Raw genomic sequence first — 13566 nt, 5'->3', positions numbered from 1 at the left:
TATGAATCCAAAAGTGGCAACCCTCATCTTAGCTATCTCTGCACTATTCAGTAGTTGGTTATACTGGGGCAGTGATTTAAAAATAGAACAAATCCTAACGGCGCAAGAATGGCAATCTAAAATGGTCACTGTGGTAAAACGCAGTCAACAGAATGATTCTGTTGGGCCAATCCGTCGGGTTGATGTCAATTCGAATGTGAAATATTTACCTAACGGTACTTATATTAGAATGTCAAATGTGAAGTTATTCGCCGTGGGTGGTGAAAGTGAAAGTTTCATTAATATCTCAGAAACCGGCACCTGGGATATCAGTGATAGCTACTTATTGATATCGCCTAGCGAATTTAAAAACATTAGTTCTAGTCAAAGTAAGGACTTTACCCCTGAGCAACTAGAACTGATTACTCAATTTTTCAAGATGGATGCTCAACAAAGTCGACGTATTGATGTCGTCAATGAAAAAACATTATTGCTCACCAGCCTAAGCCATGGTTCGACAGTGCTGTTCATCAATTAGCCATCGAGTAATCTGTAACTTCAATGAAGGGTCGAAAAGATCCTTTGTTGCGAATAGCCCTTACTTCTTCACAAAAGGTATACCATGGAAAAAGCCAATATTGAGATCTACTATTGCCGCCAGTGTAATTGGATGCTTCGAGCCACTTGGCTAAGCCAAGAGTTACTGCATACTTTTAGTGAAGAAATTGAATCTGTGCGTCTCTACCCTGATACAGGGGGACGATTTGAAATCATGTGCAATGGACAACGTATTTGGGAACGTAAACATGATGGTGGTTTCCCTGAAGCAAAAGTTCTTAAGCAACGAGTCCGAGATATCATTGACCCAGAGCGAGATCTGGGTCATTCAGACAACAGGTAAATCAGATAGCGACCGGTTTAAGAGCTAGTCGCTAAACGATATTGCGCTAGTCCTTGCCCCTCTAGCCCTATTACTTGAAATAATCCATCCGTATAAATAGCGTAGCTTGGGGGAAATTCATTACGTGGAAAGGTCGCGGACCCCGGGTTGACAATAATGACATCATCTTGACCTTGCGCCATCGGGATGTGCGAGTGGCCATGGATCAAAACATCACCTTTTTTTAATGGTGGCCTATTTTGAGCATTATATTGATGGCCATGCGTTAAGAAAAAACGAGTTCCTGACTCCAAAACTACCCAACAAAAATCCATCATCATCGGAAAGTCGAGCAGCATTTGGTCGACTTCGCTATCACAATTGCCTCTGACCGCCACAATATGCGGCGCCCATCGATTCAAGCACTCCGCCACTGCGGTCGGATTATACCCATCGGGAATAGGATTACGTGGACCATGATTTAAAAGGTCTCCTAGCAGTACTAAAGTGTCTGCACCTGACTGTTCAAATAGACTGAGTACTTTTTCAGTAGCAGGCAGTGAACCGTGTAAATCCGAAGCAAAAAACAACTTCATACTTTTATCTCCGTATTTTGGAGCTACAGATTGTACGAATTTCAGCACACTTCGTCATCTCGAGTTATGGATAAACATTGTCATTTATCACCACGAACAATTCACGTATGCTAAATAAGTTTCCTATATTAGGTTAGATGGCAAACAAGCATCGCCACTTAACTAACATGGCTATCGTTCTCATCACCACCATTTAGGTGATATCGCACAGACCAATGAGGTAGAAACATGAAAATACTATTAACGGGAGGGACTGGCTTTATCGGTAAAGAGCTGATGAAACAGATTTTCACGCACAATATCTACCTCCTCACGCGCGATATAGAGCGAGCTAAGCAGCAGCTCGCCCATGTAGACAAAGGTAGTATCACCTACCTGACTTCCCTAGCGAGTTTAAAAGACGCGAATCAATTTGACGCCATTATCAATCTTGCAGGAGAACCGATCGTCGACAAACGTTGGAGCAAACAGCAAAAAGCGATCATTTGCGCTAGTCGATGGGAAATAACAGAGCGGTTAGTTGAACTCATCCATGCCAGTACTGAACCACCCTCCGTTTTCATCAGTGGCTCGGCCGTCGGCTATTATGGTGACCAACAGTCTCATCCGTTTGATGAAACATTACATGTGCACCAACAAAGTTTTCCTCATCACGTTTGCGAAAAATGGGAGCGCATCGCCCTCCAAGCACAATCAGAAAAAACTCGAGTGTGCCTATTGCGTACGGGGATCGTGCTCGCTAGCGATGGTGGTGCTTTAAAGAAAATGCTGCCACCTTACCGTTTAGGCTTGGGCGGCCCTCTTGGTAAGGGTGAACAGTATATGCCATGGATCCACTTATTAGATATGGCACGAGCGATAGCCTATTTATTAGACACGCCACATGCACAAGGTGCTTTTAACCTCTGTGCTCCACATCCCGTACCTAATAAGCATTTTAGCCAGCTATTGGCGAAAACATTACGTCGACCACACATACTATTCACTCCCAAATGGGTTCTAAACCTTGCAATGGGTGAAGCGGCTATTTTACTGTTTGACAGTATTAGAGCAAAACCTAAAAAGCTAACCGAGCTAGGATTTCACTTCCAGTTTTCACACCTAGAACCTGCGTTGAAAAATATATTACAACATCGTGCTTAACCAAAACTGGCCTATATTTTTTGTGAATAGCAAGGTATACGATAATGACAAAAGCGATACTTATCAGTGGATAAACCGACGGTTGCATAAAGTAGCACAACCAACTTAATTGTCATTAATTCGTAACATTCATGTGACATGATACAACTCTGGATATCCCAGTTAATCCAATATAAAGCGTTACATGTGGTACGACGAATATGACATTACACCAATTAAATTGGCTCAGTGTCGGTGTTGCGCTGACACTATTCTTAATATTATAAACACCTTTGCTTGCCCTCTCTTTGAGAGATAAAAAACGCTACTTTAACGGTAGCGTTTTTCATTTGCCCTTGATATTCCAATTTTTACCCCTATTTCTAAGACTATAAACTTGATTATCGCAAGGAAAATATCATGCAATCACCTTACATCGTTGAGGTCAATCAGCACAACTTTCGAGAGGTGTTCGAACGCTCAGTTGAGACTCCCATTCTCTTTTATTTTTGGGCACCCATGAATCAAGAGAGTGTACAACTCATTCCTGAATTACAAAGCGTAGCGCAACAACACAGTGGCGCATTCACATTGGCTCTTCTCAACTGCCAGCAAGAACAGCAAGTGGCAGCACAATTTGGTGTTCAAGCCCTGCCAACAATCGCTCTGTTTATTAATGGTCAAGCGGTCGACGGCTTAGCAGGCGCTCAGACCATAGAAACAGTGAATACAATGTTAAGCAAACATTTACCAAGCCACGATGAAGTTGCGCTACAGCAAGCCTTAACACTGATAGAGCAAACACAACATTCGCAAGCACTACCTTTGCTACTAAGTCTACCTGACGATATGAAAGCAAAAGCAGAGGTCAAACTGGCCCTCGCTGATGTGTTTCTGGAAACTCAGCAGTATGAAGCGGCAGAAACAGAACTGGAACACATCCCACTAGAGTATCAAGATGGTTACTACAAAGGCTTAATCGCCAAACTGGAGCTGCATAAGCAAGCCGCTGACAGCCCAGAGATTCAATCATTAGAAGAGATTTTTTCCGCTGAGCCAAACAACGCTCACATAGCAAGTGAGTTAGCGCTTCAATATCATCAAGTTAACCGTAATGAAGAAGCTCTCGAGCTGTTATGGTCATTTTTACAAAGCGACCTCAATTGCCTCGATGGCGGGCTCAAAAAAGTGTTTATGGACATCTTAAGTGCTCTTGGACAAGGAAATAGTGTGGCAAATCTCTATCGCAGAAAGCTGTATTCACTATTATATTAATAATATCAAGAAATTAAACTGGAAACGTTCTGCTTTGATTGTTTAAAAAACCAGTATCAAATCTCATTATTTCATTTGTTCCATATCGATAACTGATAGAGAATGATCAATAGCAAAGCTCAAACGTTGATGAGAATCGCTCCTATATCCAAATGACTTGGAGATACCGGCAGTCGGCAAGTGAGTTCATCCCTATGAGCACAATAAGCTCTATGATTGGGGTGAACGAACTTAGCTAACACAGCGGCCGTTTCAATAGAGAAAGGAACATCAACATTAGGATTATTTAATACTAAAAAGGAACCGTTATGGCTATTGATTCACTCGTCGCCGTTGGCATATTTGTATTCGTCGTTATTTCATTTATCTTTTCTGCAGTGAAAACCGTTTCACAAGGGAGCAATTGGACAGTAGAGCGTTTTGGACGTTACACACACACCCTACGCCCCGGTTTAAATATCATTATTCCGTTCATTGATCGCGTCGGACAAAAAATTAATATGATGGAACAGGTGCTTGATATCCCAGCACAAGAAGTGATATCCAAAGATAACGCCAATGTTGTTATCGACGCAGTTTGCTTCGTGCAAGTGATTGATGCTGCGAAAGCCGCCTATGAAGTTAGCGAACTACAACACGCCATTCGCAACTTAACTCTAACCAATATGCGTACCGTACTGGGCTCGATGGAGCTGGATGAAATGCTCAGCCAGCGTGACATGATCAACACTAAATTGTTATCGATAGTCGATCAGGCGACTAACCCTTGGGGTGTAAAAGTCACTCGCATCGAAATTAAAGATGTACAACCACCAGCGGATTTAACCGCGGCGATGAACGCGCAAATGAAAGCGGAGAGAAATAAACGTGCTGAAGTGTTAGAAGCCGAAGGCGTACGTCAAGCACAAATTTTACGCGCCGAAGGCCAAAAGCAGTCTGAAATACTTAAAGCTGAAGGTGAAAAGCAGGCGGCTATTCTTCAAGCAGAAGCACGTGAACGCGCTGCCGAAGCGGAAGCTAAAGCGACGGAGATGGTTTCGAATGCGATTGCGCAAGGTGACATGCAAGCGGTTAACTACTTTATCGCTCAAGGATATACCGAAGCACTTAAAGCCATTGGTCAAGCAGAAAACAGCAAAATCATCATGCTGCCATTAGAAGCAACTGGGTTGATGGGTTCGGTTGCTGGCATTGCTGAAATGTTCAACCTAAAATCCTCACAAGATAAGTAGGCCTAACGTGATAGAGCTAATACAACAAATGAATTATTGGCACTGGCTCGCATTAGGCTTAGTGCTTGTTGCATTGGAACTGCTTGGAACTGCTGGGTATTTTCTTTGGTTAGGTATTTCCGCACTCATCGTTGGCCTTATCTTTGCGATGCTCCCCATCAGTTGGCAACTGCAGTGGATGGCTTTTGCAAGTTTATCACTCGTCACGACTTGGTTATGGTGGCGTAAACAATTTAAATCAGACCACGATGGTGATGAGACTCGTGATCTGAACCAGAAACAGAAACAGCTGATCGGACAAACAGCTCGTCTTAAAGAGAGCGTTCAAGAAGGGGCAACTTTTCGATTGCAGCTCGGCGATACGACGTGGACAGCAAAATGCCAGCAAAACCTAGAAGCCGATGTTGTGGTTAAAGTCGTAGATGTCGAAGGAATAGTGTTGATTGTTGAGCCTAAAGAGAGCTAGCTTCATTGAGTAAACATCAGTAAGAAAGTACATAAAAACCAAAAGTGATGAATTGCTTTTGGTTTTTTCATTTATGGGCAGCCCAATTGTAGTGTGTGCCTCCACAGCTCATTAGCTAATGAGCTCATTTTCACACTGACTTGTTCAAGTCGTTATGGCAACACTGCCCCTTCAAATTATCTATGATTGGGCATTCACTACCACCGTCGCCTGGACATTCGGTAATCCACTCTTCTAGTTGCAACTTAATCAATGAAAGCTCTGCCAGCTTCTGTGATACTTGTTTCAACTTCTCTTGCGCTTTCTCTTTGACTGCAAAACTGGTCCGGGACGGATCGTTGGCAAGGGCGAGTAAGGATTTACATTCCTCTAAACTAAAACCAACGCGCTTGCATCGCGCAATAAGTAAAAGATCATCAATATGCGCTTGTTGATAATGACGGTAACCATTCTCTGAACGAAGGGGCGCCGATATCAGCCCCTTCTCTTCATAAAGACGAATGGACTTAGCAGTAAGTGCTGTTAACTGAGAAACTTGGCTAATATTCATAGTAAGCGTAATACTTAAAAGGCATGATTTAACCATGCCTTTTATAACGATAAATCGCAAGCTTGATTATTGATTTAGTAACCAGCTCAGAATCTGAGACTTCTCAGCTTTATTCGCTTTCTCATACCAGTACCCTAGCATATCTAATGGCTTATTTTCTGCCGTCAGAGGTTGGCTAATGTTATCTCGATTACTAAATGCCCAGTTTTCAAATATTTTCCGATCGTTAACATCAGCTTCAGCAAACCAATATTGAACCATTTCAACAGGCTTTGATTTAATTTCATTTTGAAAATCAACATTAGCATCAGCGATGGATGCATCAGTCGCAAGTTTGATGTTATTCTGGCGATTATACATAATTATTTCTTTGTTATAGTCGCGAGTAATTCCATCCAACCTTGGTAATTTATCTTGCTTATATTCAATATTTTTAGAAGAGCGAATAATGAATATCGGTTTTTGATTAAATGCTTCAGCTTGTACAACGGTATTAACCGTCTCTTCAATTCCAATATCTAACGTCTGATCCTCAGCTTCAAAAGTAATCACTACGGGATGTGAATTAAATTTCTCAAATTCACCATATTTAGAGACTAGCTTTGCAACCCGAACGACCAGTTGGTTAACTCCGTTATCCAGTTCTAGTTTTGATAGCTTATTAACTCTAAACCCAATCTCTTCACCATTTACAGCCAATATATTGACATCATCACTCAGCCTTACCTCAACTTTAGCTAGACTACTAAATGGAACCACAATTGCACTCAACATAAGTGCTTTTAACCAAATTTTCATCATAATTTCCTCGTAAATAAAGTGAGCACCAAAAAAGGTGCTCACTCATAAGTAGATAAGGCAATAGCTTTACTTCGAATTAGAAGTAGTATTCTGCACCAATTAGAAGGTTGTTATCAAAACCATCAGCAGCATTCATCTTATAATTACGTAAATCCATAAATAGATAAGTGCTTGGTAACAAATAACCCAAACGAGCTGTTACCGCCAAGTCTCCTGTATCAGCAAGTTTCGTACCTTTTTCTTTCGCATCTGTTGTGCCAGCAACGCCCAACTTATACACCCAAGAATTATTCACATACTGAGCTGTTGCAGAATAAGCCAATTGCTCTTTATCTGCTAAGTCATTATTCATTAACTTTACAGCACCCGTCAAAGTCAATGCATCAAAACCAGCGGTTGCACCAAGAATAGCGTAGTTGATATCACCTTTCTTGTCCGCACCGTCAGTATATTCTGCTTGAGTGTAGTAACCGCCATGTAGATTGACTGGACCTGCTTGATAAGAACCAGCAATACTCACCACTACAGCGTCAGTTGTTTTTTCCATACCACTTAGAGTGATTTGATAGTTAAAACCACCAAAGCTCTCAGAATCGAAGCGTAGAACATGATCAGCACGGTCTTGATATCCAGCACCAATGTCATTATTCCAGTCAAAAACGTTACCAAGACCAGGATTTGAGTGAGGCCAATCGACATAGTTGTACGCAGCAACAAGCTGACGACCATATTTGAACGACCCAACACCGTCAAAACCTAAGCCTAGGTAGGTATCACGAGCACCGAGTTGACCATTGTCATTATGAGTCCATGATTTGTCAGGATCAAAACCGCCGTGACCTGCATTGCCACCCTCAATCTGCCATAGTAGATTTGGCCCGAAATCTTCAAACTCAACTACGCCACGAAAACCAATTCTGGACTCGATGGTTGCTGTTACAGATTCATCACCTTTGTCAGGAGAAGCGATAGTAATAAAACCTGCAGCTTGACCGTAAAACTGAACGGCATCACCAGCTAGAGGAATAGCAGCTTGCGCTGAACCAACTGCAGCCATAGCAACTGCAGCGCCTAAAAGAGTACGTTTAAACATTTTGTCCATGGAAAAACTCCTAAAAAATAGATATAGCTGTTTTTTACTTCCCCCTTAAGTTGGCCGCCGAAGGGAGAAATCATTTCCTATGTTGAAAACCTAAATTAGTCATTAATTTTCTGATTTTCTCTTTTCCTGCATACACATCGTGTATCCATGTTCACTAGACTAACTTCGCAACAGAAAACATCAATGAGAACTTAATTTTTATCTAAAAAAATATGAGCTACGGCAAACTTTGACCAAGTAAGTGATCAAGATCTAATAAGTCATAAAAAAAATATAAAAACAAAAAACTCATTAATTTTCAAAACGATAAAAAAACAATTACACTAATAGCTTGAAGTGCATCGCAATAATAAATTGAAAGAGAGTAAAGTTCTTCTTGATTGGCATCGAAGAAAATGAGGGCTTTTTTTCTAATTACTGGACATTTTAATGTGGCGGTTTGAGATAAAAATAAAGCCTCAAAATTAATTTTGAGGCTTTATGAAGGAAGGGATGCTTAAAAAATTAGCTTTTCATTAACTCAAGCAAATCTTGTTCGCTGCGAATTTCGATCCCTAGTTCTTGCGCTTTTACTAATTTTGAACCGGCCGCTTCTCCGGCAAATAGTATATCGGTGTTTTTAGAGACGCTTCCCGTTACTTTTGCGCCAAGCTCTTGTAGCGCCGCTTTCGCATCACTTCTAGAGAGTTTCGACAAGCTCCCCGTCAAAACCACCACTTTACCAAGTAAAGGGAGAATCGCATCTTGGCTCGGCTTTTCGATATTAGGCCACTGGATACCGAGTTCGATCAATTCATTAATCACCCGTTGGTTTTTATCTTGCTCAAAAAAAGATGTGATATGACTCGCAACGATAACTCCAACATCTTGAACTTCAAGTAGTTCTTCATGGGTCGCTTGGCGAATTTTGTCTAATGACCCGAAATGGAGCGCAAGATTCGCCGCCGTCGCTTCCCCGACTTCACGTATGCCCAATGAATACAAAAAACGGGGTAATGTGGTCATTTTGGCGGCATTCAGTGCATTAACGATATTTTGTGCTGATTTTGGTCCCATACGCTCTAACACCGTTAGCTGGCCTGCTTTTAGACGGAAGAGGTCCGCGGGCGTGCTCACCATCTCTTTATCAACAAGCTGCTCAATCACTTTTTCGCCTAAACCATCCACGTCTAGCGCTTTGCGAGAGACAAAGTGCTTTAATGCTTCTTTACGCTGAGCTTGACACACTAACCCCCCTGTACAACGGGCGACAGCTTCACCTTCAACACGCTCGATGTCAGAGTTGCACACCGGGCAGTACTGTGGGAAAACAATATCGACCACTGTATCAGAGCGTCTGTCTAACAACACAGAAACAATCTGTGGGATAACATCGCCTGCTCGACGAATAATAACGCTATCACCAATTTTCACGCCTAGGCGCTCAATTTCATCAGCGTTGTGTAATGTCGCATTGCTGACGGTGACTCCCCCCACAAATACAGGTTCTAACTTCGCAACAGGTGTAATAGCCCCGGTACGGCCCACTTGAAATTCAACATCGTTCAGGAGCGTTATTTCTTCTTGGGCGGGAAATTTATAAGCAATCGCCCAGCGAGGCGCCCGCGCGACAAAACCGAGCTTTTGTTGCAGTTCAATATCATCAACTTTAATCACCACGCCATCAATCTCATATGCGAGTTGGGCACGACGAGTTAAGATACTTTGGTAGTACTCTTTCACTTCATCCATTGAAGAGACTAGACGTGTTTCAGGGCACATCGGCAGCCCCCACCCTTTTAACTGCAAAAAGCGCTGATAATGACTGCTTGCTAACTCAGCGCCTTCAATCACACCAACACTGTAAGCATAAAAATTCAACGGCCTTTGAGCTGTGATTTTTGAGTCGAGCTGTCTCAAGCTCCCTGCGGCCGCATTTCTTGGGTTAACAAAGGTTTTTTCACCTTTTTTGAGTGCTTGTTGGTTCAATCGCTCAAAACCGGCTTTAGGCATGAACACTTCACCACGAACTTCTAAACGAACGGGCCACCCTTTTCCCTGTAACTTCAGTGGAATAGCACTGATCGTTCGCACGTTTTCCGTAATATTTTCACCGACCGAGCCATCCCCACGCGTGGCGGCTTGTACTAACACACCATTTTCGTAAAGCAAACTCACGGCTAAACCATCAAGCTTAGGTTCGCAGCAAAAAGCGTTAAAGTGGGCACTCGGTATCCGGTCTTGCATCCGCTTGTGAAAGGCATCAAGCTCTTTCTCATCAAACACATTATCTAAAGAGAGCATTGGAATTTCATGAATCACCTGAGCAAAACCCTCTAAAGGTTTACCTCCAACACGCAAGCTGGGTGAATCCGCTGTGACTAACTCCGGATGCTGCGATTCCAACTCAAGCAGCTCACGCATCAAACGATCATACTCAGCGTCAGGAATTTCAGGGTTATCTTCTACATAATAACGTACAGCATGATAATGCAGCGTCTCACGAAGTTGGCTTAATTTGTGTTCTATTGTTTGCATCATAATTCTCTCGGATCATGAAAAAAGGCTCCGACTAGGAGCCCTTAATGGTCGATGTTTATTCTACGCGTTGCATTCGCTTTTAAACTCTTGGATTTGGCGTCGGTAGGCAGCCAATCGATCTGGTGTCATTAAATTACGTGCGTCATCCAATACATTACCACCTAAATCATCGGCGATTTGCTGAGCGGTTTTAAGCATTAATTTGAAATTTTGATCAGGCTCGCCGTAGCAAGGCAGTGTCATGAAGAATGAGATACCGCGAGTAGTAAACTCCGCAGGATCATGATGTGCCAATGTACCGGGTTGCATCATGTTGGCAACACTAAACAGCACTTTCCCTGTACCTGACAGATCGGCATGCCGGTGGAAAATATCCATCTCACCATAAAGAAGGCCGTTTTGCTGCATACTGTCAAAAAGCTTAGTGCCGACAAAGGGATCATTTCCCGCACAATGCACATTCAGCACAATCACTTCCATTTCGGCTTCTTGAACGTCGGATTTTTGATTATCGTCAGCAATGACATCATCTTGTTCACTGAGGCTTGAGGATTCGGTTTTCATCGATATTGAGGGCACATCATCGAGTTCATCAAGCACATTTTCAGGTTCAAAGCTTGGTGAATAACCGTCAATGAGAGGGTCAACCGCTTCACTAAAATCTGGCTCTTTACGTACTTTGCGAATAATTTCGAAATCATCTTCCGGAGCAAATGAACGCTGGGTCGCAGATTGTGTATCATCGTGATCAACATCAATTTTACCAAGAGGCTTATCCTCAAACTTGGACTTCCCTTCTTTCTTACTGGTCCAAAGACCATGAAATAGCAACGCGGCTATCGCTAGCGCGCCAACAATTATGAGTACGAATCGCAATTCCTGCATGTTTCACTCTCAGTTTCTCGATGCATGGTTATTCTCAGCTTTACCAGCTTGAATTGAACGTGTCACCAACGTGGGTTATATCGGTCTATCGGGGTACTTTACCAAAAGTTTGTACCGATTTAGAACAACTTAATGTGAGAAGTTCAATACATGATGTGATTTTCACCACGCTTTTCTTCTTCGGCAGGTTGAGTAGAATAGCTTTTTAGTATTGATTAACAGATATTCACATGGATAACGGTATGACACTTAAGCAACGTTCAGGTTTTGGATACTTCTTTTTTGGTCTAGAGCTAGCACTCACCCCCGGCATTCGACGCTTTGTGATTCTGCCATTACTCATCAACATCATTCTCGTCGGCAGCGCTCTTTTTTACTTATTCAATCATCTCAATATGTGGATAGAACAGCTTATTGGTCAAATCCCTGATTTTTTATCTTGGCTAAGTTACGTTTTATGGCCATTGCTCGCGATCACTATCTTAGCCACGTTCTCCTATTTCTTCAGTACGCTGGCTAACTTCGTCGCTGCACCATTTAATGGGCTACTCGCAGAAAAAGTGGAAGAAAGATTAATTGGCGCTCCAATCAACAGCGATGGCATCTGGTCTATGGTCAAAGACATCCCACGTATCCTCGCAAGAGAGTGGCGAAAATTAATCTATACCTTACCCAAAGCAATCGGTTTGTTCTTATTGCTCCTAATTCCTGCCTTAGGACAAACCTTAGGCCCTTTGCTGTGGTTCATTTTCACTGCATGGATGTTAGCCATCCAATACTGTGACTACCCATTTGACAACCACAAAGTGAGCTTTAACCAGATGAGACACAATTTGAAACAAAAACAGACCAAGGCATATAGCTTTGGTGTTTTAGTGTCGATTTTTACCACCATACCCATTGTTAACTTAATCGTCATGCCGGTTGCTGTATGCGGTGCAACAGCCATGTGGGTTGGTGAATTTAAAAACAAACTGCAGTGATGGTGCGAGGGAGATTCAACCTGCATATCCCTCTATAAGTTATAACTTTTTAATCCTTTTACGTTTTAAGGTTAACACCTATTCTGCACCTGTATCCACTCACGTGTCTTATCACACAACCAGACACGCATAACGTGTGTAATAAAGGAATATCGCAATGAGCAAAATTTACGAAGACAACTCTCTGACTATTGGTAACACTCCTCTTGTTCGCTTAAACAAAGTCAGCAAAGGTAAGGTACTGGCGAAAATTGAAGCGCGCAACCCAAGCTTTAGCGTGAAGTGCCGTATCGGTGCCAACATGATTTGGGAAGCAGAAAAAGCTGGCACACTGAAACCTGGCGTTGAACTTGTAGAGCCAACCAGCGGTAACACCGGTGTTGCTCTTGCGTTTGTTGCAGCAGCTCGTGGTTATAAGTTGACGCTTACTATGCCTGAATCAATGAGTTTAGAGCGCCGTAAACTGCTTAAAGCTTTAGGAGCCAACCTTGAACTCACCGAAGCGGCGAAAGGCATGAAAGGCGCAATTGCTAAAGCAGAAGAAATTGTTGCCAGCAACCCTGAAAAATACTTGTTGCTGCAGCAATTCAATAACCCAGCCAACCCACAAATCCACGAAAAAACAACAGGGCCCGAAATCTGGGATGCAACTGATGGTGAGATTGACGTGTTCGTTGCAGGTGTCGGAACTGGTGGTACTTTAACGGGCACCAGCCGCTACATTAAGGGCCAAAAAGGCAAGGCTATCATCTCAGTTGCGGTTGAACCTGCGGAGTCGCCAGTCATTGCTCAAGCACTTGCTGGGGATGAAATTAAACCTGCACCACACAAAATCCAAGGTATAGGAGCGGGATTTATTCCTGGCAACCTCGATTTATCCCTCATTGATCGTGTTGAAGCCGTCACTTCAGAAGAAGCGATTGAAATGGCAAGACGCCTCATGGAAGAGGAAGGAATCTTGGCTGGAATTTCATCAGGCGCAGCGATTGTAGCCGCGAATAGATTAGCAGAACTACCTGAATTTGAAGGAAAAACAATTGTAGCGGTACTACCAAGTTCAGGTGAGCGTTATCTGAGCACCGCACTATTTTCTGGCCTATTTACCGAGAAAGAGAACCAACAGTAATAGGTGGTTAAATCAAATTTTCGTTTAAAAAAGCCCCATGCAGGGGCTT

14 protein-coding genes are annotated in these 13566 nt (G+C 42.7%); 8 read left to right on the top strand and 6 right to left on the bottom strand.

The window, feature by feature from the left end:
- Position 1 precedes the first annotated feature (1 nt).
- Together NB504_RS05400 and NB504_RS05395 are read left to right on the top strand one after the other, a co-directional pair.
- Positions 2–517 (top strand): regulatory protein ToxS, encoded by a 516-nt coding sequence (locus NB504_RS05400; RefSeq protein ID WP_026027495.1) that lies wholly within the window; start codon positions 2–4, stop codon positions 515–517.
- An 84-nt stretch (positions 518–601) separates the two neighbouring features.
- Positions 602–880, top strand: coding sequence for a SelT/SelW/SelH family protein (locus tag NB504_RS05395; RefSeq protein WP_017045494.1), 279 nt, complete (start codon positions 602–604; stop codon positions 878–880).
- Positions 881–897: 17 nt separating this feature from the next.
- Here NB504_RS05395 and yfcE read toward each other — a convergent pair whose 3' ends face one another.
- Entirely contained in the window at positions 898–1455 is a 558-nt protein-coding gene (gene yfcE, locus NB504_RS05390) for a phosphodiesterase (RefSeq protein WP_026028955.1), read from the bottom strand.
- Between the two features lie 228 nt (positions 1456–1683).
- Between yfcE and NB504_RS05385 the strand changes: the two genes are divergently transcribed.
- The 4 genes from NB504_RS05385 (at position 1684) to NB504_RS05370 (ending at position 5550) form a co-directional block, all read left to right on the top strand.
- Positions 1684–2598 carry a TIGR01777 family oxidoreductase gene (locus NB504_RS05385; RefSeq protein WP_258428428.1) on the top strand — a complete coding sequence of 305 codons (915 nt, stop codon included), beginning with the start codon at positions 1684–1686 and terminating at the stop codon, positions 2596–2598.
- A 399-nt stretch (positions 2599–2997) separates the two neighbouring features.
- Entirely contained in the window at positions 2998–3852 is an 855-nt protein-coding gene (locus tag NB504_RS05380; RefSeq protein ID WP_208891633.1) for a co-chaperone YbbN, read from the top strand.
- Positions 3853–4160: 308 nt separating this feature from the next.
- Positions 4161–5084, top strand: coding sequence for an SPFH domain-containing protein (locus NB504_RS05375; protein WP_013857314.1), 924 nt, complete (start codon positions 4161–4163; stop codon positions 5082–5084).
- A gap of 7 nt (positions 5085–5091) precedes the next feature.
- Entirely contained in the window at positions 5092–5550 is a 459-nt protein-coding gene (locus NB504_RS05370; protein WP_017049492.1) for an NfeD family protein, read from the top strand.
- Between the two features lie 130 nt (positions 5551–5680).
- On the opposite strand, the gene cueR is transcribed toward NB504_RS05370, so the two are convergent.
- The 5 genes from cueR to zipA form a co-directional block, all read right to left on the bottom strand.
- Positions 5681–6100 carry a Cu(I)-responsive transcriptional regulator gene (gene cueR, locus NB504_RS05365; RefSeq protein ID WP_019280864.1) on the bottom strand — a complete coding sequence of 140 codons (420 nt, stop codon included), beginning with the start codon at positions 6098–6100 and terminating at the stop codon, positions 5681–5683.
- A 66-nt stretch (positions 6101–6166) separates the two neighbouring features.
- Positions 6167–6901 (bottom strand): DUF2057 domain-containing protein, encoded by a 735-nt coding sequence (locus NB504_RS05360; RefSeq protein ID WP_258428427.1) that lies wholly within the window; start codon positions 6899–6901, stop codon positions 6167–6169.
- Positions 6902–6977: 76 nt separating this feature from the next.
- The gene (locus NB504_RS05355) at positions 6978–8003 is read right to left on the bottom strand and encodes a porin (protein WP_258428426.1); all 1026 of its coding nucleotides are present in this window, start codon (positions 8001–8003) and stop codon (positions 6978–6980) included.
- A gap of 504 nt (positions 8004–8507) precedes the next feature.
- Complete coding sequence (ligA, locus tag NB504_RS05350; protein ID WP_208891635.1) at positions 8508–10523, bottom strand: NAD-dependent DNA ligase LigA; 2016 nt, start codon at positions 10521–10523, stop codon at positions 8508–8510.
- Positions 10524–10583: 60 nt separating this feature from the next.
- Positions 10584–11408 carry a cell division protein ZipA gene (zipA, locus tag NB504_RS05345; protein ID WP_258428425.1) on the bottom strand — a complete coding sequence of 275 codons (825 nt, stop codon included), beginning with the start codon at positions 11406–11408 and terminating at the stop codon, positions 10584–10586.
- 230 nt (positions 11409–11638) lie between these two features.
- On the opposite strand from zipA, the gene cysZ reads away from it, so the two are divergent.
- Together cysZ and cysK are read left to right on the top strand one after the other, a co-directional pair.
- Positions 11639–12391: a sulfate transporter CysZ gene (cysZ, locus tag NB504_RS05340; RefSeq protein ID WP_258428424.1), complete on the top strand. Its 753-nt coding sequence runs from the start codon at positions 11639–11641 to the stop codon at positions 12389–12391.
- A 157-nt stretch (positions 12392–12548) separates the two neighbouring features.
- The gene (cysK, locus tag NB504_RS05335; RefSeq protein ID WP_013857323.1) at positions 12549–13517 is read left to right on the top strand and encodes a cysteine synthase A; all 969 of its coding nucleotides are present in this window, start codon (positions 12549–12551) and stop codon (positions 13515–13517) included.
- The last annotated feature ends 49 nt before the right edge of the window (positions 13518–13566 follow it).

The sequence above is a fragment of the Vibrio sp. RM-69-4 genome (genome assembly GCF_024743775.1).
GTDB classification, from domain to species: domain Bacteria; phylum Pseudomonadota; class Gammaproteobacteria; order Enterobacterales; family Vibrionaceae; genus Vibrio; species Vibrio anguillarum.
The sequence above is the reverse complement of the archived record's forward strand: the minus strand, read 5'-3'. Positions and strand labels throughout refer to the sequence as shown.